At 71.6% G+C, this 22,101-nt stretch carries 18 protein-coding genes; 11 read left to right on the top strand and 7 right to left on the bottom strand.

All coding sequences use genetic code 11. The features are described 5' to 3' along the window. Positions 1-13: 13 nt before the first annotated feature. Positions 14-2,275 (top strand): catalase, encoded by a 2,262-nt coding sequence (locus tag ACLQ27_RS04695; RefSeq protein WP_357492394.1) that lies wholly within the window; start codon positions 14-16, stop codon positions 2,273-2,275. Between the two features lie 271 nt (positions 2,276-2,546). On the opposite strand, the gene ACLQ27_RS04700 is transcribed toward ACLQ27_RS04695, so the two are convergent. Further along, positions 2,547-3,416 carry an LLM class F420-dependent oxidoreductase gene (locus ACLQ27_RS04700; protein WP_425865744.1) on the bottom strand — a complete coding sequence of 290 codons (870 nt, stop codon included), beginning with the start codon at positions 3,414-3,416 and terminating at the stop codon, positions 2,547-2,549. A 282-nt stretch (positions 3,417-3,698) separates the two neighbouring features. On the opposite strand from ACLQ27_RS04700, the gene ACLQ27_RS04705 reads away from it, so the two are divergent. Genes ACLQ27_RS04705 through ACLQ27_RS04715 form a run of 3 tightly spaced genes read left to right on the top strand, consistent with a single transcriptional unit; the run spans position 3,699 to position 6,879 of the window. After that, the gene (locus tag ACLQ27_RS04705) at positions 3,699-4,724 is read left to right on the top strand and encodes an acyltransferase family protein (RefSeq protein ID WP_357492398.1); all 1,026 of its coding nucleotides are present in this window, start codon (positions 3,699-3,701) and stop codon (positions 4,722-4,724) included. Continuing rightward, entirely contained in the window at positions 4,721-5,863 is a 1,143-nt protein-coding gene (gene alr / locus ACLQ27_RS04710; protein ID WP_425865745.1) for an alanine racemase, read from the top strand. Before ACLQ27_RS04705 ends, alr begins: the two co-directional genes overlap by 4 nt. Continuing rightward, complete coding sequence (locus tag ACLQ27_RS04715; protein ID WP_357574056.1) at positions 5,860-6,879, top strand: D-alanine--D-alanine ligase family protein; 1,020 nt, start codon at positions 5,860-5,862, stop codon at positions 6,877-6,879. The genes alr and ACLQ27_RS04715 overlap by 4 nt, the downstream gene beginning before the upstream one ends. A 16-nt stretch (positions 6,880-6,895) precedes the next feature. Here ACLQ27_RS04715 and ACLQ27_RS04720 read toward each other — a convergent pair whose 3' ends face one another. The 4 genes from ACLQ27_RS04720 to ACLQ27_RS04735 all read right to left on the bottom strand — a co-directional run bounded on the left by ACLQ27_RS04720 (position 6,896) and on the right by ACLQ27_RS04735 (position 10,655). Next, positions 6,896-7,378 (bottom strand): hypothetical protein, encoded by a 483-nt coding sequence (locus tag ACLQ27_RS04720; RefSeq protein WP_234588851.1) that lies wholly within the window; start codon positions 7,376-7,378, stop codon positions 6,896-6,898. A 38-nt stretch (positions 7,379-7,416) separates the two neighbouring features. Next, a complete protein-coding gene (locus ACLQ27_RS04725) occupies positions 7,417-8,886 on the bottom strand; it encodes an ATP-binding protein (RefSeq protein WP_425865747.1) in 1,470 nt (489 codons plus the stop codon). Next, a complete protein-coding gene (locus tag ACLQ27_RS04730; protein ID WP_234588846.1) occupies positions 8,883-9,578 on the bottom strand; it encodes a response regulator transcription factor in 696 nt (231 codons plus the stop codon). Before ACLQ27_RS04730 ends, ACLQ27_RS04725 begins: the two co-directional genes overlap by 4 nt. 69 nt (positions 9,579-9,647) lie before the next feature. Then, positions 9,648-10,655 (bottom strand): phosphatase PAP2 family protein, encoded by a 1,008-nt coding sequence (locus tag ACLQ27_RS04735; RefSeq protein WP_425865748.1) that lies wholly within the window; start codon positions 10,653-10,655, stop codon positions 9,648-9,650. 302 nt (positions 10,656-10,957) lie between these two features. Between ACLQ27_RS04735 and ACLQ27_RS04740 the strand changes: the two genes are divergently transcribed. Beyond that, complete coding sequence (locus ACLQ27_RS04740) at positions 10,958-11,461, top strand: winged helix-turn-helix domain-containing protein (protein ID WP_234588844.1); 504 nt, start codon at positions 10,958-10,960, stop codon at positions 11,459-11,461. A 90-nt stretch (positions 11,462-11,551) separates the two neighbouring features. Here ACLQ27_RS04740 and ACLQ27_RS04745 read toward each other — a convergent pair whose 3' ends face one another. Next, positions 11,552-15,964 (bottom strand): S8 family serine peptidase, encoded by a 4,413-nt coding sequence (locus tag ACLQ27_RS04745; protein ID WP_425865749.1) that lies wholly within the window; start codon positions 15,962-15,964, stop codon positions 11,552-11,554. A 243-nt stretch (positions 15,965-16,207) separates the two neighbouring features. Between ACLQ27_RS04745 and ACLQ27_RS04750 the strand changes: the two genes are divergently transcribed. Further along, entirely contained in the window at positions 16,208-16,807 is a 600-nt protein-coding gene (locus ACLQ27_RS04750) for a winged helix-turn-helix domain-containing protein (protein WP_357574060.1), read from the top strand. Between the two features lie 84 nt (positions 16,808-16,891). On the opposite strand, the gene ACLQ27_RS04755 is transcribed toward ACLQ27_RS04750, so the two are convergent. Beyond that, a complete protein-coding gene (locus tag ACLQ27_RS04755; protein WP_234588841.1) occupies positions 16,892-17,782 on the bottom strand; it encodes an AurF N-oxygenase family protein in 891 nt (296 codons plus the stop codon). Between the two features lie 48 nt (positions 17,783-17,830). On the opposite strand from ACLQ27_RS04755, the gene ACLQ27_RS04760 reads away from it, so the two are divergent. The 5 genes from ACLQ27_RS04760 to ACLQ27_RS04780 are packed head-to-tail and all read left to right on the top strand — an operon-like array spanning position 17,831 to position 22,034. Beyond that, positions 17,831-18,559 carry a TetR/AcrR family transcriptional regulator gene (locus ACLQ27_RS04760; RefSeq protein WP_357492412.1) on the top strand — a complete coding sequence of 243 codons (729 nt, stop codon included), beginning with the start codon at positions 17,831-17,833 and terminating at the stop codon, positions 18,557-18,559. Then, the gene (locus ACLQ27_RS04765; protein WP_357574061.1) at positions 18,556-18,855 is read left to right on the top strand and encodes a DUF4873 domain-containing protein; all 300 of its coding nucleotides are present in this window, start codon (positions 18,556-18,558) and stop codon (positions 18,853-18,855) included. Before ACLQ27_RS04760 ends, ACLQ27_RS04765 begins: the two co-directional genes overlap by 4 nt. Then, positions 18,855-20,348: a flavin-containing monooxygenase gene (locus tag ACLQ27_RS04770; protein WP_425865750.1), complete on the top strand. Its 1,494-nt coding sequence runs from the start codon at positions 18,855-18,857 to the stop codon at positions 20,346-20,348. The genes ACLQ27_RS04765 and ACLQ27_RS04770 overlap by 1 nt, the downstream gene beginning before the upstream one ends. After that, positions 20,338-21,210, top strand: a complete 873-nt coding sequence (locus ACLQ27_RS04775) for an SDR family oxidoreductase (RefSeq protein WP_357574063.1) — start codon at positions 20,338-20,340, stop codon at positions 21,208-21,210. Before ACLQ27_RS04770 ends, ACLQ27_RS04775 begins: the two co-directional genes overlap by 11 nt. After that, on the top strand, positions 21,207-22,034 hold the full coding sequence (locus ACLQ27_RS04780; protein ID WP_357492420.1) for an alpha/beta fold hydrolase: 828 nt from the start codon (positions 21,207-21,209) through the stop codon (positions 22,032-22,034). Before ACLQ27_RS04775 ends, ACLQ27_RS04780 begins: the two co-directional genes overlap by 4 nt. The last annotated feature ends 67 nt before the right edge of the window (positions 22,035-22,101 follow it).

Raw genomic sequence — 22,101 nt, forward strand, 5'->3', positions numbered from 1 at the left:
AGAGGTTCACCCAGTGGATTCCAGCAAGCCCGCCGAGGCGGTCAAGAACGTCGTGAAGACCGCCTCCGAGAAGATCGCCGACGCTCTGACGCCCGAGGTGCCCGGCGCCCCGGGCAGCGCACCCCCACCGGTCGAGGAACCGACCACGCCCCACGACCCGCTGCCGCCGAAGCCGGAGCAGGGCCAACCGCAGACCCGTACGCCGACCGGCGCCGAGACCGGCGTGCCTTCGACCGCGAAGGGCCAGCAGGGCGCGTACCTCACCACGGCCAACGGGGCCCGACTGCGCGACACCGACCACTCGCTCAAGGCCGGACCCCGGGGGCCGGTGCTGCTCCAGGACCACCACCTGCGCGAGAAGATCACGCACTTCGACCACGAGCGCATTCCGGAGCGTGTGGTGCACGCCCGGGGCGCCGGCGCGCACGGGGTGTTCACGGCCTACGGCACCGCCGAGGCGGTCACCCGGGCCGGCTTCCTCGCCAAGGGGCGCGAGACGGACGTCTTCGTCCGGTTCTCCACCGTGCTCGGATCGCGCGGCTCGGCCGACACCGTCCGGGACACCCGTGGCTTCGCGACGAAGTTCTACACCGACGAGGGCACCTTCGACCTGGTCGGCAACAACATGCCGGTCTTCTTCATCCAGGACGCCATCAAGTTCCCCGACATCATCCACGCCGCGAAGCCGCATCCCGACCGGGAGATCCCGCAGGCGCAGAGCGCGCACGACACCTTCTGGGACTTCGTCTCGCTGCACACCGAGGCGCAGCACCACACCATGTGGAACATGTCCGACCGGGGCATCCCGCGCTCGTACCGGACGATGGAGGGCTTCGGTGTGCACACCTTCCGCCTCGTCAACGAGGCCGGGGAGACGGTGCTGGCGAAGTTCCACTGGAAGCCGAAGCTCGGCGTGCACTCCCTGACCTGGGAGGAGGCGCAGATGCTCGGCGGCATCGACCCCGACTTCCACCGTCGGGACCTCTACGACGCGATCGAGGCCGGCGCGTTCCCCGAGTGGGAACTCGGCATCCAGGTCTTCCCCGACACCCCCGAGGAGACCTTCGCCGGGATCGACCTGCTGGACGCCACCAAGATCGTCCCGGAGGAACTGGCCGAGGTGCAGCCGATCGGCAGGCTCGTCCTCAACCGGACGCCGACGAACTTCTTCGCCGAGACCGAGCAGGTCGCCTTCCACCTCGGCCACCTGCCGCCGGGCATCGACGTCACGAACGACCCGCTGTTGCAGGGCCGGCTCTTCTCGTACGTCGACACGCAGCTCACCCGCCTCGGCGGGCCGAACTTCGCGCAGATCCCGATCAACCGCCCGCACGCCGCCGTCAACGACATGCTGCGCGACGGCTTCCACCAGCACGCCGTACACGCCGGAGTGGCGCCGTACCGGCCGAACTCGCTCGACGGTGGCAACCCCTTCCCGGCCGGCGACGCCCAGCACGCGTTCCTGGACGTGCCGGTGACCGTGGCGCAGGCGCCCAAGGTCCGCGCCAACCCGGCCTCGTTCGACGACCACTACAGCCAGGTCCGCCTGTTCTGGCTGAGCATGTCGCCGGTCGAGAAGGAGCACATCATCCGGGCGTACACCTTCGAGCTGGGCAAGTGCTACCACCAGGCGATCAAGGAGCGCCAGCTCCAGTGCCTCGCCAACATCGACCCGGTGCTGTGCGAGCAGGTCGCCACCGGCCTGGGGCTGCCCGCGCCGCAGCCGACGGTGCCGCTGGCCGACGTCGCGCCGAGCCCGGCCCTGTCGCAGGTCGGCAAGGCATGGCCCGCCGACGGTCGCATGGTCGGGATCGTCGTGGACCCCGACGGTGACCTGGACGGCGTCCACGAGGTCCGCCGGGCCGTGTTCGAGGCCGGCATGGTGCCGCTGCTGATCGCCCCGCACGGCGGGATGGTGGGCGACATGCCCGTCCAGCGGACCTTCGCCACCGGCCGGTCGGTCGAGCTGGACGCGCTCCTGCTGGCCGGGGCGCCGGTGCCCGCGCCGGACGCGCTGCCCGCCCGCGACGCCAAGGCCGGCCGGCCGGACGCGTCGACAGTCGATCCCCGCGTGCTGCTCCTGGTCGAGGAGTGCTGGCGGCACGCCAAGGCGATCGGCGCCTGGGGCGCCGGCGTCACCGTGCTGGAGCAGGCCGGGGTGGCCGGCACCCCGGGCATCGTGTCCGCCGGCTCGGGCGCCGAGGCGCTGACCGGAGTGCAGCAGTTGATGGCCGCGCACCGGGTGTGGGAGAGGTTCCCCGCCTCGGTCCGCTGACCGGTCACCGACGAGGGCCGTCCCCCCGCTCCGGCGGGAGGGCGGCCCTCGTCGTCGTGGGCGAGCAGCCGGCTCCTCGTCAGCAATTCGCCCTGGATCGGGCGACTCCAGATCGGTGGCGGTCGGCGAGGCTGCCCGACCCGCCGGAAAAACAATTTCCGACGGGCGGAGCAGCCATTTGTTTGAACCTTGTCATTGCGACTCGGCGGGTGCCGCACCAGCAATCCACCGCGAATTGGCCTTGCGTTCACAATGCTCGGCCACGCCCGCGTCAGCCGATGTCGGCCAGCCGCGGCAGCACCTCGTCGCCGAGCCGCCGGGCGAACTCCACGGGGTGCCGGTCCGGCGTGACCTGCACCTCGCTGACGCCGAGCGCGGCGTAGTCGGACACCTCGGCGAGGAACGCGTCGAGATCCTCCAGCGGCGGCTTGCTGGCCAGCACGGTCTTCTCGACGCTGTCGTAGTCGCGGCCCTCGGCGGCGCAGTGCCCGCGCAGCACGTCCAGCTTGTGCGCGATCCCCTCGGCGCCCGTGCCGAACAGGTTGCAGGCGTCGGCGTACCGGGCGACCAGCAGCAGCGTCTTCTTCTCGCCGCTGCCGCCGATCATGATCGGCGGGTGCGGACGGCGCAACGGCTGGGGCGAGTTGATCGTCTCCGTAAGCTGGTAGTGCCGCCCGTCGAACGGCCCGTTGTCGTCGCTCCACATCTGCCGGCAGATCCGCAGCGTCTCCTCCAGCCGCTCGAACCGCTCGGCGACCGGCACCACGGGCACGCCGAGCCCGCGCTGCTCCCGCTCGTACCAGGACGCTCCGATGCCGAGCCGGGCCCGGCCGCCGGAGAGCACGTCGAGGGTCGTCACGGTCTTGGCCAGCAGCCCCGGATAGCGGTACATCACACCGGTGACCAGCACACCGAGCGTCATCCGGCGGGTCTGCGCCGCGACGTAGCCCAGCGTCGTGTACGCCTCCAGCATCGGCTCCTCGGCCGGGGCCAGCGCCTCCATCTGGAAGAAGTGGTCCATGACCGTGAACGAGGCCACGCCGGCCTGTTCGGCGACGGTCGCCGCCTCGGTGAGGGTCGGCGCGATGGCGGCCGGATCGGCCGGAGTCGAGAAATTCCAGTAGTGCAGCCCGAGCTTCATGTTCGGCACCTCCGCGATCGAGCCTAGTAGCGCTCCCCCCGGTTCCCAACGCGTCGCCGGCTCGATGGTCGTGGTTCCCGCACGACGATCCGGCCGAGTCCATTACCGGTTCATGACAATTCGTGGATCGGGCGCGGATATCCGGCTGGCACCTTCTGCTGAGTGATCCAAGAGCTGTCTTTCACCGAATCGCGGCCAGAGGGGTACGACGCCGACACGCGCGTCCGGTTCCGCCACCGACGGCGGCCCGAGGCCGGCGTCGCCTCGGGCCGGTCACCGCGCGTGCAGTGGGCCGACGCCGCGAAGGGCGTGTGCATCATCCTCGTCGTCGCGTGGCACGTCGTCGTCAAGGACTACCTCCAGATCGACTGGCACGTCGGCCTGCCGGTGCCCGGCCTGTGGGGCACGCTCGGCGAGCAGTTCCTGCCGCTGCGGATGCCGCTCTTCTTCACCATCTCCGGCGTCTTCGCGGCCAACGCCGTGCAGCGGCCCTGGCGCACCGTCGGCCGCAGCCGCATCGCCGGGTTCCTCTACCTGTACGCGGTGTGGTTGCTGATCCACACGGCGGTCCTCGCCCTGGCACCGGACTTCCCGACCGACCGGGCCACGTCCGTCCTCGGTCTGCTGGCGCAGCTCACGGTCACGCCCTCCAACCTCTGGTACCTGTACGCCCTGGCGCTCTACTTCACGCTCGCCAAGGCGACCCGCCGGCTGCCCCGGTTGCTGGTGGGCGTACCCGCGGCAGTGTTGTCCGCCGTCGCGGCCGCCGGCCTGCTGGCCACCCCGGGCAACCGCGCGGGTCTCTATCAGAACCTGGTCTTCTTCCTCGCCGGCCTCTACCTGCGGCCGTGGATCGAGCGGTGGGCGGCCACGGCCACCCGGCGGCGACTCGTGCTGACGTCCGGGGCGTACGCCGTCGCACTCGTCGCGATGGCGGCGGCCGGCGCCCAGCGGTGGTTCGGCGTGTGGCCGGTGGTCTCCGTCGTGGCGGTGGCGTTCGGCGTCACCGCCGCCGCCCGGCTGGCGCGGCGGCCCGCCCTCAGCGACCGGCTGGCCGCGCTCGGGCGCATCACGCTGCCCATCTACGTCATCCACATGCCGCTCCTCGCGCTGCTGCACCGGCTGCTGTCCGCCCCGGTCTCGGGGCTGGACCCGGTCGCCCAGAGCCTGCTCGTGCTCGGCTACCCGATCCTGCTGACCGCGCTCGTGATCGGCCTGAGCCTGGCCGTGCACCGCGGCGTGCTGCGGCTGCACGGCCACTGGCTGTTCGCGCTCCCCGGCACGCGTCGCGCGGCGGTGGCCGGATGAGCAAGCTGGCCGAGGCGGTGATCGACCTCGGGGCGATCGCCGACAACGTGCGCACGGTCGCCGCGGTCACCGACACCGAACTGATGGCAGTGGTGAAGGCGGACGGGTTCGGCCACGGGGCGGTGCCGGTCGCCCGGGCCGCGCTGCGCGCCGGCGCCACCTGGCTGGGGGTGACCTCGGCGTCCGAGGCGCTGGCCCTGCGGGACGCGGGCATCACCGCGCCCACCTTGAGCTGGCTGCACCGACCGGACGACGACTTCGACACGTTGATCGACGCGGGCGTCGACGTCGGCGTCTCGACGATCACCCACCTGCACGCCGTGGCCGACGCGGCAGTGCGCCTCGGCGTGCCCGCGACGGTGCAGCTCAAGGCCGACACCGGCCTGACCCGCAACGGCGCCGGCCGCGACGACTGGCCCGACCTGGTCACCTGGGCCCGCAAGTACGAGGTGGAGGGCACCGTCCGGGTGCGCGGCGTGTGGTCGCACCTGGCCGACGCGGACGTGCCCGGCACCCCCGGGCTGGCCCGTCAGGTGCGGACGTTCGCCGAGGCGCTGCACATCGCCCGCGGCGCCGGCCTCGATCCCGACCTCGTGCACCTGGCCAACTCGGCGGCGGCGCTGTCGGCGCCCCGGACCCGCTTCGACCTCTGCCGGATCGGGCTGGCCCTCTACGGCGTCGACCCGTTCGGCGCGCTCGGCCCCGGCGCGTTCGGGCTGCGTGCGGCCCTGACGCTGCGGACGACAGTGGTCAACGTGAAGCGGGTGGCCGCCGGCACGGGTGTCTCCTACGGGCCGGAGCACGTGACCTCCGCGCCGACGACGCTGGCGCTGCTGCCACTCGGTTACGCCGACGGGCTGCCCCGGGCCACCGAGGGCCGCGCCGAGGTGTGGCTCGGCGGCCGGCGCTGCCCGATCGTCGGGCGCATCGCCATGGACCAGTGCGTGGTCGACGCCGGTGACCTGCCGGTGACCATCGGCGATCCGGTCGTCGTGCTCGGCCCCGCCGGCGACGACGCCACCCCGCCGACCGCCACCGAGTGGGCGCGCTGGGCCGGCACCAACCCAAACGAGATCTTGACCGGCATCGGGGCCCGGGTGGGCCGCGATCATCTCCACGAAAGGGCGGACGTCGCATGACAACGCGACTGGCAGTGCTGTACGGCGGACAGAGCGGCGAGCACGAGGTGTCGCGGCGCTCGGGAGAGAGCATTCTGGCCGGGCTGGACCACGAGCGGTACCAGGTCACCGAGGTGCTCATCGACACCGACGGCGGGTGGCACGTCGACGGCCGTCCCACTCCCCTGCCGCAGGCGCTTCGGGTGCTGCGCGCCCAGGACGTGGTGTTCCCGGCCCTGCACGGTCCGTACGGCGAGGACGGCACCGTCGCGTCGCTGCTGGAATGGCTCGGCGTGCCGTACGTCGGCAACGGTGTCTTCGCCAGCGCGGCGGGCATGGACAAGGGCGTCACCAAGCGGCTCCTCGCCGCGGACGGCCTGCGGGTGAGCCCGGGTGTGACCCTGCGACCCGGGGAGCACCTGTCGCCGGCCGAGCGGCAGCGACTGGACCTGCCGGTCTTCGTCAAGCCGGCGCGGGCCGGCTCCAGCCTGGGCGTGGTCCGGGTGACGGACTGGGCGGCGCTGCCCGCCGCGGTCGAGCAGGCCCGCGAGGTCGATCCGAAGGTGCTCGTCGAGCAGGGGGCGCGCGGACGGGAGATCGACGTCGCCGTCCTGCAGTACCCGGACGGCCGGGTGCAGGCCGGGCCGCCGCTGGAGATCCGGGTGAACGGCGCGGGCTTCTTCGACTACGACGCGAAGTACGACGGCGGGGCTGTCTTTGAGATCCCCGCCCCGCTCGATCCGGCCACCACCGAGGTGCTCCAGGACCGGGCGATCCGCGCCTTTCACGCCCTCGACTGCCGAGGCCTGCTGCGGGTCGACTTCTTCCTCTCCGGCGAGGGCGCGGAGCCCATCGTGAACGAGGTCAACACCTTCCCGGGATTCACCGCCGCGTCGCAGTTCCCGCAGATCTGGCAGCGGGCCGGGATCGAGTTTCCCGCCCTGCTCGACATCCTGATCTCCGGCGCGCTCGTCGACAGTCCTCGGGTCGCCTCGTTCGGGCTGCCCCGGCCGGCACGGGCTGTCGATCTGGTGTGAGCGGCGTTCGCCCCGGTCACTCGAGCCAGCAGGGCCAGGCTGGCCGGGTGCCGTCCGGCCCGACGAGGGTGACCGGGGTGGCACCGTTTCCCGACATGGAGAACACCACGGTGCAGATGATCTGGTTGGCCGCGACTGTCGACAGCGGCAGCACGGCACCCGACATCGTCACGGTGATGCCGGGCTCGTCGACGCTCGGCGCCACCTTGGCCGGCGCGGCGTCGGATGGCACCTCGCTGCTGAGCCCCGCCTCCCGCTCGGTCGGGGTGGGACCGGCCGCGAGCAGCGCGAGCGCGTCGGCCGGCGACGAGGGACCGGGGCCGGGTTTCGTCGCGCGCAGGACGAGCGCCAGCTCGCCGTGCGAGATGAGGTAGAGACCCGCGCCCGCGGACGGCCCGCTCACCGCGGCGCGGCCGGTGATGACGTCGCTGGGCCGGACTCCGCAGCCGGCCGTGAGCAGGGTGAGCAGAAGCCCGACCGCGAGCAGCGTCCGCGTCACGCGTCGGCGCGGCGCCGGACGTGTCCGGCACGCGCCGATCACCGTACGCCTCCGGCGTCCACGGTCTCCGACGCCACCCGGGGCAGGCGCAGCGTGAACACCGCTCCGCAGTCGGGGGTGTTGCCCGCCACCAGACTTCCCGGCTGACCGGCGTGCCGGTGCAGTCGCGCGTTCTCCCACGCGATGGCGAGGCCGAGGCCGCTGCCCTCGGAGCGGGTCCGCGCGGTGTCGGCCTTGTAGAAGCGGTCGAAGACGTGCGGCAGCACCTCCGGGTCCAGCCCCGGCCCGTGGTCGGCGACCTCGATGGTGATCCAGTCCGGTTCGGCGCGCAGGCGTACGGACACCGGCTCGTGGCCGTGCCGGAAGGCGTTGCCGACCAGGTTGGCGACGATGACGTCCAGCCGGCGGGGATCGAGCCGGGCGATGACACCGGACGGCAGATCCGTCTCCACCCGATCGGCCCACCGGCGCAGCCGCAGGGTCGCGTTGACCGCCGCCGCGACGTCGACGTCGTCGAGGGCGAGCCGGGCGGTGCCGGAGTCGAACCTGCTGACCTCGATGAGGTCGTTGACCAGCTGGGTGAGGTTCTGGGTCTCCTGACTGACGAGCCGGGCGGCCTGGCCGGCGTCCCCCGGCAGCCGGTCCGCCTCCTCGTCCAGCACGTCGGTGACCGCCGTCATCGCGGCCAGGGGCGTACGGAGTTCGTGCGACACGTCGGCCACGAAGCGCCGCGCGTCGGCCTCCATCCGCCGCAGCTCCCCGACCTGACGCTCCAGGGTCCCAGCGGTGTCGTTGAAGGTGCGGGCCACGTCGGCCAGTTCGTCGACACCCCGAACGGTCAACCGGGTGGACAGGTCGCCCTCGCCGAGCCGGCGTGCCGCGCGGCCCAGCTCCCGTACCGGCCGCAACACGCCCCGCGCGGCCAGCAGGGCCAGCAGGACGGCGAGGATCAGGGAGAGACCGCCGGTCACCCACGCCAGCATGGCGAGCCGGTCGATGCTCTGCTGTTCGGAGTCGAGGCTGCGCACCGAGTAGACCTCCACGCCCGACGGCACGGACGTTCCGTCGGACCTGTCGAACCTGAGCTGCGTGCCGATGAGCAGCAGGTGCTTGCCGTGGCGATCGACGCGCTGCCAGGCGATGCGACCGCCCGCCACCTCCTGCCGCAGCTCCGGGGTGAGCACGTCGGACTCGTCGACGACGCTCTGCGCCCACAGATCCCCGTAGCGGACCACGGCGTCCCCCTCCCGGTCGGAGAGGCGCTGGGCCAGCATGTCGAGTTCCTCCTGGTTCGGCGGCAGACTGACGATCGGATACACCTTCGACAGCTCGTCGGTCAGCGACGCCACAGCCGCGTCCTGCGCCTGCTGGAGGATGACCGTCCGGGCCTGGAAGTAGCTTCCGCTGGCCACCACCGCCGTGGTGGTCACGCCCAGCAGGGCGAAGGCCAGGAGCAGGCGGACGCGCAGGCCCAGTGCCATGGCCCAGGCCCAGTGCCAGGGGGTCACAGCGGCCCGAACCGGTATCCGAAGCCACGTACCGTCTGGATGTAGACCGGCGCCGACGGCTCGTCCTCGATCTTGGCGCGCAGCCGCTGGACGCAGGCGTCCACCAGCCGTGAGTCGCCGAGGTACCCGTGCTCCCACACGGCCTCCAGCAGTTGCTGGCGGCTGAGCACCTGGCCTGGCGTGTGCGAGAGTTCGAGCAGCAGCCGCAGCTCCGTCGGGGCCAGGCTGACCGGCGCCCCGTCCTTGCTGACCACCAGCGCGGCCCGGTCGATGGTCAGGGCGCCGTGCTGGTGCAGCCCGGGCCGCTCGGGGCCGGGGCGCCGCGAGTCGCCGCCGGTGCGTCGCAGCACCGCCCGGATGCGCGCTTCGAGCACCCGGGCCTGCACCGGCTTGACCACGTAGTCGTCGGCGCCCGCCTCCAGGCCGGCAACCACGTCCATGTCGTCGTTGCGGGCGGTGAGCATGATGATGGGCAGGTCGCCCTGCTGCCGGATCCGGCGGCAAACCTCGAACCCGTCCATACCGGGCAGCATGAGATCGAGGACCACCACGTCGGACGCCGCCGTCTGCAGTCGTTCCAAGCCTTGTTCGCCGGTCGCCACGGCGACGACCGAGTGGCCCTGCCGGGTGAGCGCCAGCTGCAGTCCGTCGCGGACCGTCTGGTGATCTTCGATCAGCAGGACCTGTGGCATGCCGTCCAGTATCCCATCATGAGATGTATTCGCCTTTGGTCGATGTCTCGCGGGTCGGGTATCGACCCGTCAGCGCCCTGCCGTCCTGCTGTCCGTCGCCAGCAGGCGCTCCATGGACCCCGGGTGGGCCGCCTCCCGCTGCGGCCGATCCACCGGTCCCGTGAACTCCACCGACGCCACCAGGAAGACCGCCACGCCCACCGCCAGCGCCGTCAGCACGGCCGCCGCCGAAATGGCCACGAGCGGCCCCCACGACAGTCCGGCGGCCGGACCGGGCAGCAGCACCCGAACCACCCAGCCGAGCACGATCAACCCCACCGCCCCCTCGGCGAACGCGCGCCAGGCGCGACCGGCGACCGGCATGGCACCTGGGCGCGGCGCGTCGCCGCCACGTCGGAGCGTCAGCGCCGCCGCGGCCAGGCAGAACAGCGCCGCACTCAGCAGGACGCCACCGAGCACGTCACTGAACCGGTGCCAGCCCGCGATCATCGTGGCCGCGCCGATCACCGAGACAGCCGCCGCGCCCGGCACGACCGACCACCGTCGGACCCAGCCCGGCAGGACCAGCAGGTAGGCCAGCACCAGAGCCGTCGCGACCGCGACGTGGCCACTGGGAAAACTGTTGTGCGTGGTCGAGCCCTCGATCGCGAAGTCCGGACGGGGCAGTGCCGACTTCACCGCACCGGCCGTCACGACCGCGCACAGCACCAGGCCCACACCCGTGAGGCCGGCCAGCAGTCGACGACCGAGCAGACCCACCACCAGCACCCCGCCGAGCAGGGCGGCGAGCGTCGAGGGCCGGCCGAAGTGCCGCAGGACGACAGTCGCCGGCCCGAACAGATCGCCGGGCTGCTCGTATCCGCCACCCCGTTCGGCACGCGGCAGGAGCAGCCCGTCGATCAACTGACCCCGGTCGGTCCACACGAACAACAGGCCGGTGAGGCCCAGGGCGAACAGGAAACAGACAGCCGCTGCGAGCAGCCGCAGGCCCGGCGCAACGGCGGCGCCGCCGGACGGCAGCGCCCGCGCGGGTCGAGGCGAGGACCGACTGACGGGGTACGACGATCCGTGAGGCATGTCGACCATGTTCGGCCGGCCAGGTCCGGACGCCGTCCGTGGATTGTCTTCGTTCTGTCACAACCGCCGGTCACCACCGGAGAAAACCGGGCGATCCCGCTTCCCGAACCCCCGCCCACCCTTCGTTGTCGCCAAGCCGTCCGCACGGCCGTGACGTCGACAGTCATTCACATGCTTACATGCAACTATGTTTTACCCAGCCGAGACGAGCCACCACTAGGGTCAGGACGCCGATCGATGGTCGTCCTCGGCGGTGCGAAAACCATCCGGAGTGATTGTGGGGAACCGGAAGGGGTTGGGCAATGCAGGGAATTCCGGTCGCCTCGCTGGTCATCGGCATCGCGTCCTCGCCGGCTGAGCGCCGGCAGTTGGCCCGCCTGCTCGGCGGGACCGACGCCTTCCTGATCGTCTCGAACGTGGACCAGGCGCGGGAGTTCCTCGGGGTGGTCGAGATGCCCCCCGTCGCACCTCCCCCCGCCCAGACCGTGCTCGCGGAGGTGGCGCCGAGCCCGCAGCCGCCGCCGGATCTGAGCGTCGACTCCGACCGCCGGGTGCTGCGCTGGCGCGACCAGGAGATCGACCTGACCCGACTGGAGCACGACGTGCTGCTCTGCCTGGTCGACGCTCCCGGGCAGGTCTGGACCTACGAGCGACTGCACCTTGAGGTCTGGGGCAACCGACACCTCGGCCGCGGGTCCGACATGCACTCCGTGGTTCGTCGGGTGCGTCGCAAGCTGGCCCGGCTCGACGCCGCCACCACCATCCACGCGGTCCGCGGCGTCGGCTTCCGGCTCGCGCCCGTCTGAGCGCGCGCCCGGCCGTCGCGAAGGCCGGTCCGGCCCGCCTGGTCGAGGACCAGGCGGGCCGGATGGTGCGCTACCGCTTACCGCAGGGTGTCAGCACCGGATGGGTGCCAGCGCGAAGTTCTCCACCGCGGGAGTGGTGGTGTCGATCCTCGTCTGACGGGTCTGGGGCTTCCAGCCGTCCTTGGCGACGATCATCGTGAGCGGGTTGTTCCGGCGGTCCACCCAGTAGGCGTACCTGCCGGCGCTGTCGGTCGCGAACGTCCACGACATCGCCCACGAGTCCACCTGGACCACCGCGCCGGCGATCGGCGAGGTCGCGCCCTGGCAACTGGTCCCGGTCACCGTGCCCATCAGCTTGCCCCAGGTCTTCGGGGGCGTCGCCGTCATGGTCACCGCCACCGGCGCCACCGAGTACGGCGTGTTCTCCTTGATCGTGACCGCACCCGAGTAGGTGCCCGGCTGGTCCACGTTCGCCGTCATCCCGACGGTGACAGTGACCTTCTCCCCCGGCGCGAGGGTGACAGTCGACTTGTCGATCGTCATCCAGCTCACGTCGGCCGCCGCCTCGACACACCCCTCGAAGCCCGGCAGCACCTCACTGTCCGGTGCCGCGTTGAAGCTGCCCGACGAGCCACCGATCTTGTAGAAGCCACACGCCGCGCCACCCCGGTACCGGGCGGTGTTGGCGTTCGGCAGGTTCGACCACGAGCTGGTGGCCGGGTCGTAGGCGAAGCCGGCGTTGCTGATGGCGCCGCCCTGCGAACCACCCACGACGAGGAGCTTGCCGCTGGCCACCGCGTACGAGCTGGCCCAGTTGTCCGTCGGCGCGTCGGCGATGGCGGTCCACGTGTTGGCACCCGGGTCGTAGGCGTAGCTGGCCTTCTGCGCCGCGGTGCCGTCGTTGCCACCGGTGCAGTAGAGAACACCGTCGATCCCGCCGCAGGAGGCGAAGGCCACCGACTTCGGGTAGTTCGCCAGCGTCTCCCAGGCGTCGGTGCCCGGGTCGTAGCGGACCACGGTGTTCGACATCGGCACACATTCCGCGGTGGTGCAGCCGCCGACGGCGTAGAGCTTGCCGCCGACGACGGCCTGCCCGGCCGCGGAACGCGGCGCCGGGTTGTCGGCCAGTTCGGTCCAGCTGTTGGCCTCCGGGTCGTACGACCAGGTGGCGGCGTCGGGGCCCTCGGCGCCCCAGCCACCCGTTGCGATGATCTTCCCGCCGACCACGCCAACGGTCAGCGCGTTACGGGCGCCCGGCAGGTCGGCCGCCGCCGTCCAGGTCTGCGCGACCGGGTCGTAGGCGTAGGTCTTCGCGGTGGAGGCGCTTCCGTCGCCACCGCCGATCGAGTACACCTTGCCGTCCAGGGTGACGACCCGGTTGTCCATGATGTTGGTCGGGAAGTCGGTGATGTCCGTCCACGGGGCGGCCTGCGGGCCGGCCGCGGCGGTGGTCGCCGACGTCGCCTTGCCGGACGCCCTGGCCGCGAACGACGTCGGGACGCTCAGCCGCTGCTCCGGTGCGCCGGCCGCGCCGAGCACCTGCTGCCGGGTCACCCGGGAACCGTCCGCCCGCAGCAGCTCGAAGCCGTTGTCCCGCTCGCCGAAGCCGACCTCGACCGGTGCTCCGCCGGTGTTGGTCACGGTGAACGTCCTGGTGGCCTTGCCGCTGGGCATCTGGACCGTCGCGCTCAACTGGGTGGGTGTCACCGACAACCGGCCGGCCGCGAGGACGAAGTTCGCGGCGGTGGCCCAGTCGGGTTCGACGTCGACCTGCTTGCTCTGGCTGACGTAGTTGCCGGCCGTCGCGGTGAACTTGTGGGTGCCGGTCAGCGTCGAGTAGATCCAGTAGAACCCGTCGGGCAGTCCCGGGTCGTCCGGGGTCGCCACGGTGACCGCCTTCTCGGCGGGCCGGTCGTTGCTGGTGACGGTGGCGCCGTTGACGTAGCTGTTGTCGTTCTTGTCGCGGACGTTGCCCACGACCAGACCGCCGTCGACCGGCACGCAGGTGACCTGACTGCCGATGAGGACGTTGTCGACCTCCCACCACCACTCGTACGAGGCGTCGTAGTAGTGGAACCGCACCTGGACCTGCGCCTTGCCGGCCGCCTGCGGAATCGGGATCTCGGTGAGCTTCGGGCCCCGGACGTCGGTCTCCTGTCGGAGCACGTTCGTCCAGGTCGCGCCATTGTCGATGCTCAGGTCGACGTCTGCGGTGTCGTCGTTGAGCTGGTTGAAGTCCTGGTTGAACCGGATGACCGGGGCCGTGACGCCGGTCAGGTCGACCACCGGGCTGACCAGGGAGGTGTCCTGGCTGGTGCCCGCGCCGTAGTCGTCGCTGTCGATCATCGCGAAGTTGCCGGTGCCACCGGTCAGGTTGCCCCGACCGCCGTCGTCGGTGAACTTCCAGACCTGACCGCTGCCCGCGTTGTCCACCACCGTCCAACCGGCCGGGGTGGTCGTCGCGTCGAAGGTCTCGTACTCGCCGTCGGAGCCGAACGTGTAGCCGGGCGCCGTCGTGCACCTGGTGGTGTCCACCGGCACCGCGACGTTGGCGGTCACGTTCCGCGTCCCGACCACGACCTCCTTGGTGACCCTCTGGTAACCCGGGTACTGCACCTCGTACGTCAGGGTGTACGTCTGCCCGGCCGGCAGCGTGATGCTGTATCGGCCGTTCGAGGGCGTCGTGTAGTCGTACACGCCGGACGGGCCGCTCACTGTCACCTTCGCGTACAACGGCCAGCCGTGGCCGGAGCCGTCGGTGACCGAGCCGGTGACGTTGACGCGCGGCACCGCCGTCAGGGCGACGTCGAGCGTCGTGGTCGCGCGGTTGGCGACAGTCGCGGACTTCGTGGTGCTGCCGTAGCCGAACGCCGACACGACGACCTGGTAGTCGCCGGTCGGGATCTGGGTCGAGTAGGTGCCGTCGGCGCCGGTGGTGATCTCACGCGAGGCCGGACCGGTGAGGGTCACTGTCGCGCCGGCGATCGGTGCGCCGGTGGCCGCGTCGGTGACCGTGCCGGCCAGGGTGCCGACGTCGCCGGTCGGGGCGGCGTTGAGCAGCGCGAGGGCGTCCAGCCGGCCCTCACCCCAGACGTTGTTGTCCGCGGCGGTACCGCCGCACTGGTCGTCGGCCTTGTCGACAGCGGTGCCGTTGAGCAGCGCGCGGGTTCCGTCGACGTCACCGATCAGCGACGGCGCCGCCGAGTACAGGAGGGCGATCGCGCCCACCAGGTGCGGGGCGGCCATCGACGTGCCGCTGGCGGCGGCGTACCCGTTGCCGGGAACGCTCGACCGGACGTTCACGCCGGGCGCGGAGATGTTGGGCTTGATCTCGCCGTTCTGCCCGACGCCGCGCGCCGAGAAGCTGGCGATGGTGTTGTTGACGTCGTACGCGCCGGCTGAGTAGTTGCTGGCGAGGCTTCCCGGTGAGCCGCTGGTCTGGCACGCCGGCCCGCTGTTGCCGTTGGAGAAGACCCCGAAGATGCCGGACGCGGCCCAGGCCAGCGTCACGTCCTCCATGAAGGGCTCGTTCGACGGGTTCCGGGTGCCCCAGGAGTTGTTGATGATGTTCGGCCGCTTGCTGGCGTCCGGGTTCTGACCGCGCAGGTCGGTCGGTTCGAGCATCCACTGGCCGGATTCGATCAGCGCCGCGTCGGTCGGGCAGCAGCCGTTCGCGGCGATCCACTTGACGCCGGGCGCGACACCGATCTGGTTCGCGCCGGCGGAGCCGGCCATGGTGCCCATGGTGTGCGTACCGTGGCCGTCGTCGTCGCAGGGCGCGTCGGCGCACGTCCCGGCGGCGTTGAACCAGTTGTAGTTGTGGTCGAACGTGCCGTCGCCGTTGTTGCCGCGGTAGGAGTTCACCAACGCCGGGTGGTCGTACTGCACGCCGCTGTCGATGCTGGCGATGGTGACGCCCTCGCCGGTGACGCCGTACTGGGACCAGACGTCGTCGGCGTTGATGTTGGCAACGCCCCACTCGACGGAGTTGACGGTCTTCTCGTCGGTGCCCTTGGTGAGTTCGGGCAGCTTGTAGGCGACCGGGGCGTAGAGGCCCTCGACCTCGGCGTGGGCGGCGAACTTCTGCGCCATCGCCAGGGAGCCGCTGTTCACCTTGATGGCGTTGGTGGCCCAGAAGGTCTGGTACTTCGTACCCGAGCTGTCGAGTTCGGCGCGGATCTTGCCCTGGCTCCCGGCGGCGGTCTCCCGCAGCGTCTGCGCGACTGCCGCGCCGCGCTTCGTCCAGTCCTTGATGGCACTGGCCTTGCTCAGGTCGGCCCGGTCCTTGAACCGAATCCAGAAGTCCCCTGCGGTCTTGGCCTCAAGCTGCCGGGCGAGCTCCGGGCGGATCTTGTCCCCGGCGGCGGTGCCCGCTCCCAGCGAACCGGGCGCGGCCTGCGCGCCGGAGCTGACGCTGACCAGGCATGTGGCGGCGAGGATCGTCGCCGCGCTGGCGCTGACCAGCGATTTGGCCGTGCGTCTCCATTGTGGACGTCTGAACATCGGTGCTGCCTCCCTCAGAACGACCCAGGGGTGTAGTGGGCCATGGTGAGAGTGCGCGAGATCCAGCTCGGTGGAGCCGAGCGAACGGACCCCCTCATGCCTCCCCATGCACCGCGCGGGTCACGCCGGTTGCCCGAGTGGACACTATGATCGAGAGGAAAGGACGATCAAGAACTTGCTGTGAGCAACTTGTCGCTAACGGTTGCCCTGCTGGCGGCGCGCTTGCCAATCATTGTCAGGACCATGACGACAGCTGGGCAGGGATGCCCATCGATCCCGGGCGGTGTGGTGGCCGAGGACGACGAGACGGCGGCGGACGGGTCCGACCCGACCGACGAGCCGTTTCCGTTGCTGATCGCGGTGACGCCGTCCCCTACCGAGCGCATCCGGCTCGCGGAGCGTCTCGACGGGATCGCGCCGCTGCTGCTGGTGGCCGACCTCGACGAGCTGCGCCGGCTGATCGCGGTGCCGCAGCAACGAGCCGGCCCTCTCGGCGAACCACAGTCGAGCCCGACGCCCACCGTCGAGCCCGAGCCCGCCCTGGTCATCGACTCGGCCCGGTCCACCGCCCGGTACGCGGGTCGCGAGGTCGACCTGACCCGGCTGGAGCACGACCTGCTGACCTGCCTGATCACCGAGCCGGTCCGGATCTGGAGCTACGCCGAGCTGCACCGGTCGGTCTGGCACGACGAGGGACGCGAGCGCAGAGCGGACGTGCAGTCTCTGGTGAAGCGGCTGCGCCCCAAGTTGCGGGCCCTCGGCGCCGGTGCCACGATCGAGGCCGTACGCGGTGTCGGATTGCGCCTCACCGGCCGGCACGAGCCGCGGATCGGGCGTGCCTGACGGCTGCCTGATGTGGGCAGTTCATCGCCACCGTCCCGCCGCCGGCAGAACCCGTCGACGCCGCGCCCGCCCGGACGACGGCCGTCAGATCAGCCCGGCCCGGGCCCACAACCGCCGCCCCGGCCCGCCCACCAGCCCGACGCCCGCGAGGTGGTCGTGCACCCGGGCCGCCGACCACCGCAGCGTGGCCTGCCAGTGCGGGTTGGCGCGGGCGGCGGCCCGGCCCACCGCCGGCGGGATCCCCACCGCCGCGTACGCGTCGGGGTGCACGAGACGGTTGGCGATCGAGTGTGCGGCACGACCGACCAGCAGGCGGGCGTACGCCATGCCCACCGGTCCGGCAGCCGCGACCTGGCGGGCCAGCTCGTCGCGGGCGAACCGCACGTGTCGCGCCTCCTCGACGACGTGGATGCGCGAGACCATCCGGATGAGCGGCTGCAGCGACTCGTCCACCATGATCTCGCGCTGGAACGCGTCGAGGATCTCCTCGGCGACGAGGATCGCGGCGTACATCCGGGGGCCGCTGGCGGTCGCCTTGAGGAACCGGCCGAGCAGGTGGTCGAGCGGGTCCGCCCGGTAGACGGGACAGCCCATCGCCTCGATCAGCCGACCGAACATGATCGAGTGCCGGCACTCGTCGGCGACCTCGGTCAGCGCGTACTGGGCGCGCGGGCTGGTCGGGTCGGCGTCGTAGTAGTGCCGGATCAGCATCTGCATGAGGATCGTCTCGAACCACAGACCGGCGCTGGCCGCGCTGGCCACCTCGTGCTTGGTGAGTTCGATCCGCTGCTCCTCGCTCAACCCGGACCAGAGCGGGGTGCCGTAGAGGCTGCTGCGGTGCGGCGGAAGCCAGTAGGCGCCCGGGGTGTGCGGCGCGTCCCAGTCGATCTCGACCACCGGGTCGTAGCTGGTCCGCAGCGACGACGTGAGCAGCCGTTCGGCGACCGCAGCGCCCTGGGGTTCCGCCGTCTCCATGGTTCCTCCATATTGACGTGACGACCGGTAACTGTTACGAGTAGTAGCATGCAATCGCCGCGTAAGGATGTCAATGGATCCGACCCGCCGGGCGCATCCGACGCCGACGCCCCGAGAGTGAAGGGCAACGGTCGCCGGGACCGCTGGGCAGGCCACCGCGAGCAGCGCAGACAGGCGCTCGTCGGCGCCGCCGTACAGGCCCTGCTGCGGCACGGACCCGAGGTCGACATGGACCAGGTCGCGGCCATCGCCGGCGTCAGCAAGCCGGTGCTCTACCGCTACTTCACCGACAAGTCGCAGCTCTGGATCGCGGTGAGCGAGGTGGTGGCGGCCCGGGTCGTGGACGCCATCGCGCCCGCGATCGAGCAGGTCCGAGAGGAACGCGCCCTGGTCGAGGCGACTATCGACGCGTACCTCGGCGTGATCGAGTCACAGCCCGCGCTCTACCGGTTCCTCATGAGCCAGTCCGGGCAACCCGGCATCCACCAGGTCGTCGCCGGGACCAGCCGGCAGGTGGCCGCCGGGCTGGCCCGGGTGATCGGCGACCGGCTGCGCGCGCTCGGCCTGGACGCCGGCCCGGCCGAACCCTGGGCGTACGGCCTGGTGGGGTTCGTGCAGGCGGTCGGCGACTGGTGGACCACACACGGACAGCCGCTCAGCCGCAGCGCCCTCACCGGCTACCTGACCACCCTGCTCTGGAGCGGGATCGAGGGCGTCCGGGCCAGCGCCGACCTGCCACCCGAGCTGACCCGCGCCCACGAACGGATCGTGCCGTGAGCTATCACGGTCCGGCGAGTATCGCGGGCAACGCGGTACGGGCACACCTCAGCGGACGGTGGGAACCCGTCGACGGCCGCTTCCACTGGGGTGGGCGCATCGAGCCGGACCCGACCGTGGCACGACTGCTGCGCTCCGGTCGCCGCGACGTCGAGCTGCGCATCGCCGACCGGGCCCGGCCCGCCCGACTGGCCGAGGTCGACCCGTGGGGCGGCGTACGGATCACCGGCGTGGGTGATCCGCCCTGGCCCTCGCAAGCCGGACCGGACGTCGCGTCCGAGCATCTGGAGGACTGATGGACACGGACGTTGCCATCGTCGGGGCCGGTTTTGGCGGCCTGGGCGCGGCCATCGCCCTGCAACGGGCCGGCTTCAACGACTACCTCGTCTTCGACCGGGGCGACGACGTCGGCGGCACCTGGCGGGACAACACCTACCCCGGCTGCGCCTGCGACGTCCCGTCGCACCTCTACTCCTTCTCCTTCGCCCCCAATCCCCGCTGGTCCACCACCTTCTCCAGCCAGCCGGAGATCAGGGACTACCTACGCGGCTGCGTCGACCGCTTCGGGATCGGCCCGAAGCTGCGGCTGCGCCACGAGGTGCACGAGGCACGCTGGGACGACAAGCGCCAACGCTGGCTGCTGCGCACCTCCGGCGGGGATCACACGGCCCGGGTGCTGATCTGCGCGGCCGGCCCCCTGAGCGAGCCCGCCATGCCCGATCTGCCGGGCATCGACAAGTTCGCCGGTACGGTCTTCCACTCCGCCCGCTGGCGGCACGACCACGACCTGACCGGCCGCCGTGTCGCGGTCATCGGCACCGGCGCGTCGGCGGTCCAGTTCGTGCCGCGGATCCAGCCGGCCGTCGACAGACTGACGCTGTTCCAGCGCTCCCCCGCCTGGATCATGCCGAGGCGCTCGCGCCGCATCAGCCGGGTCGAGCAGGCCGCGTTCCGCACCGTGCCCGGCGCGCAGCGGGCCGCCAGGGCCGGGCTGTACCTGCTCCGCGAGACCATGGGTCTGGGCTTCCTGCACCCGACGGTCAACCGCCTCGCCTCCCGGTTGTCCCTGCGGACGCTGCGGCGTCAGGTCACCGACCCGGCCCTGCGCGACAAGCTCACCCCCCGGTACGCCATGGGCTGCAAACGGGTCCTGATCTCGAACGACTACTGGCCGTCGCTCACCCGGCCGAACGTCGACGTGGTCACCGAGGGCATCGCCCGGGTCGTGCCGGACGGCCTGGTCACCGCCGACGGCGTGCACCACCCGGCGGACACGATCATCCTCGGCACCGGCTTCCACGTCACCGACTCCCCCGTCGTGCGGCGCATCCACGGCCGCGGCGGGTGCAGCCTGGGTACGGCCTGGACGCCCAGCATGCACGCGTACCGGGGCACGACCATCGCCGGCTTCCCCAACCTGTTCTTCCTGCTCGGCCCGAACACCGGGCTCGGGCACACCTCGGTGGTGCTGATGATCGAGGCGCAGTTGCGCCTGGTGCTCGCGGCTCTGCGCCATCTGCGGGCCACCGGCGCGCAGGCCATCGAGCCGACCACGGAGGCCCAACGACGCTGGACCGAACAGATCGACAGGAAGATGGCCGGGACCGTCTGGCAGACCGGCTGTTCGAGCTGGTATCTCGACGCCACCGGCCGCAACACCACCATCTGGCCGGGCTTCGCCACCAGCTTCCGGATGCGTCTGCGCCGGTTCCACCCCGCCGACCACCGGCTGATCACGGCCGGCCACAGCCCCAACGAACCGGAACGGGAGCACGCCGATGCGGTATGACCTGGCGGGCCGGACCATCTTCATCACCGGCGCGGCGCGCGGCATCGGCGCCGAGCTGGCCCGCGCGGCCGTCGCCCGGGGCGCCCGGGTCGCGCTGGCGGGTCTGGAGGGCGAGCGGCTCCGGCAGCTCGGCGACGAGCTCGGCGCGCACTGGTACGAGTGCGACGTCACCGACCAGGCGGCGCTGGACGCCGCGGTGGCTTCCACAGTGGACCGATTCGGTGGTGTCGACGTGGTGGTGGCGAACGCCGGCATCGCCAACCTCGGCACCGTTGCCGTAGGGCCGGTCGACGCGTTGGTGCGTACCGTCGAGGTGAACCTCTGCGGCGCGATCCGCACCGTCAGCGCGGCGCTGCCGCACGTCACCGCCGCGCGGGGTCACGTCCTGATCGTCTCGTCGGCCGCGGCCTTCACGGCGATGCCCGGCATGGCTGCCTACTGCGCGTCCAAGGCGGGCGTGGAGCAGTTCGCCAACGTGCTACGCCTGGAGACGCGCTCGGCTGGCGTCACTGTCGGCACCGCGCATCCGATCTGGATCGACACCGACCTGGTCCGCGACATCCGTGCCGACCTGGCGTCGTTCAACGCCACGCTGCGCCGGCTGCCGTGGCCGCTGTCCACAGTCGTCCCTGTCGAGCAGTGCGCCGACGCACTGCTGAGCGGCATCGAACGCCGCAGACGCAAGGTGTACGTGCCACGGTCGCTGGCCTTGGTGCAGGCGCTGCGGCCGGTGGTGCTCAGCGGCCTCTCGGACGCGCTGATCACCAGGTTGGGCGGCCGCACGATGGTCGGTCAGATGGAGGACGAGGTACGCCAGCTCGGCCGGTCCTTCGGCAGGTCGTCGGTGGAGGGGCGCAGATGAGCATCCACTTCCGTCGCGCGGGCAGCGGTGAGCCGCTCGTGCTCATCCACGGCATCGGTCACCGCCACCAGGCGTGGGAGCCCGTGTTCGACAGGCTCACCGCCCACCACGAGGTGATCGCCCTCGACCTGCCCGGCTTCGGGAACTCACCGGTGCCCGACACCGGGATGCCCGCCGACATGGCCGCCACCGTCGCCGCGATGCTGCCCGTCCTGACCGAGTGGGGGCTGGAGCGTCCACATGTGGCCGGTTACAGCCTCGGTGGGGCGATCGGTCTGGAGCTGGCCGCGACCGGGGCGGTCGCGTCGGCCACCGCCTTCTCCCCCGCCGGCTTCTTCACACCGGCCGAGCGGCGCCGGGCACTGGCCATCCTCAGGATGCTGCGGGCCAACTCGCGCCTGCCCACCCCGATCATGCGGGTCGCGTTGCGCTCGGCGTACCTGCGGGCGTTGTGCTTCGCGCCGCTGATGGCCCGCCCGACGCTGTTGGACGTCGACCGCGCGGTGGGCGACGCGCTCGCCCTGCGGCGAGCGGTGGGCTTCAACGCCGTGGCCCGAGCCTCCCGCGACTACCGCTTCGACTGCCTCCGGCTGGCCGACGCGGCGGTGCCGGTGACCATCGGCTGGGGCGACCATGACCGCATCTTCGCCGTCCACCAGGCCGAGCGCGCCCGGGCCGGGCTGCCGGCGGCCCGCGTGGTGACGCTTGCCGGTTGCGGGCACGTGCCGATGAGCGACGACCCGGATCTGGTCGCCACGCTCATCCTGGAGACCACCGGCGCCGTTCCCCGCACACCGGGACCCGACCCGTCGGTGGCCGCCTAGCGAGGCCGGTTGGCACGGAGCAGGAGCGCGAGCCCGCCACCAGCACTTCCGCGTTTCGGAGTTATGA

The organism is Micromonospora sp. DT63, from assembly GCF_049841615.1.
GTDB lineage: Bacteria > Actinomycetota > Actinomycetes > Mycobacteriales > Micromonosporaceae > Micromonospora.

Excerpts from the sequence above, each read along its gene's own strand:
- ACLQ27_RS04700 (WP_425865744.1), bottom strand. The coding sequence starts at position 3,416 with ATGAAGCTCGGGCTGCACTACTGGAATTTCTCGACTCCGGCCGATCCG.
- ACLQ27_RS04730 (WP_234588846.1), bottom strand. The coding sequence starts at position 9,578 with ATGCCACAGGTCCTGCTGATCGAAGATCACCAGACGGTCCGCGACGGA.
- ACLQ27_RS04750 (WP_357574060.1), top strand. The coding sequence starts at position 16,208 with ATGACGACAGCTGGGCAGGGATGCCCATCGATCCCGGGCGGTGTGGTG.
- ACLQ27_RS04715 (WP_357574056.1), top strand. The coding sequence starts at position 5,860 with ATGACAACGCGACTGGCAGTGCTGTACGGCGGACAGAGCGGCGAGCAC.
- ACLQ27_RS04775 (WP_357574063.1), top strand. The coding sequence starts at position 20,338 with ATGCGGTATGACCTGGCGGGCCGGACCATCTTCATCACCGGCGCGGCG.
- alr (WP_425865745.1), top strand. The coding sequence starts at position 4,721 with ATGAGCAAGCTGGCCGAGGCGGTGATCGACCTCGGGGCGATCGCCGAC.
- ACLQ27_RS04745 (WP_425865749.1), bottom strand. The coding sequence starts at position 15,964 with ATGTTCAGACGTCCACAATGGAGACGCACGGCCAAATCGCTGGTCAGC.
- ACLQ27_RS04735 (WP_425865748.1), bottom strand. The coding sequence starts at position 10,655 with ATGCCTCACGGATCGTCGTACCCCGTCAGTCGGTCCTCGCCTCGACCC.
- ACLQ27_RS04770 (WP_425865750.1), top strand. The coding sequence starts at position 18,855 with ATGGACACGGACGTTGCCATCGTCGGGGCCGGTTTTGGCGGCCTGGGC.
- ACLQ27_RS04780 (WP_357492420.1), top strand. The coding sequence starts at position 21,207 with ATGAGCATCCACTTCCGTCGCGCGGGCAGCGGTGAGCCGCTCGTGCTC.
- ACLQ27_RS04755 (WP_234588841.1), bottom strand. The coding sequence starts at position 17,782 with ATGGAGACGGCGGAACCCCAGGGCGCTGCGGTCGCCGAACGGCTGCTC.
- ACLQ27_RS04740 (WP_234588844.1), top strand. The coding sequence starts at position 10,958 with ATGCAGGGAATTCCGGTCGCCTCGCTGGTCATCGGCATCGCGTCCTCG.
- ACLQ27_RS04760 (WP_357492412.1), top strand. The coding sequence starts at position 17,831 with ATGCAATCGCCGCGTAAGGATGTCAATGGATCCGACCCGCCGGGCGCA.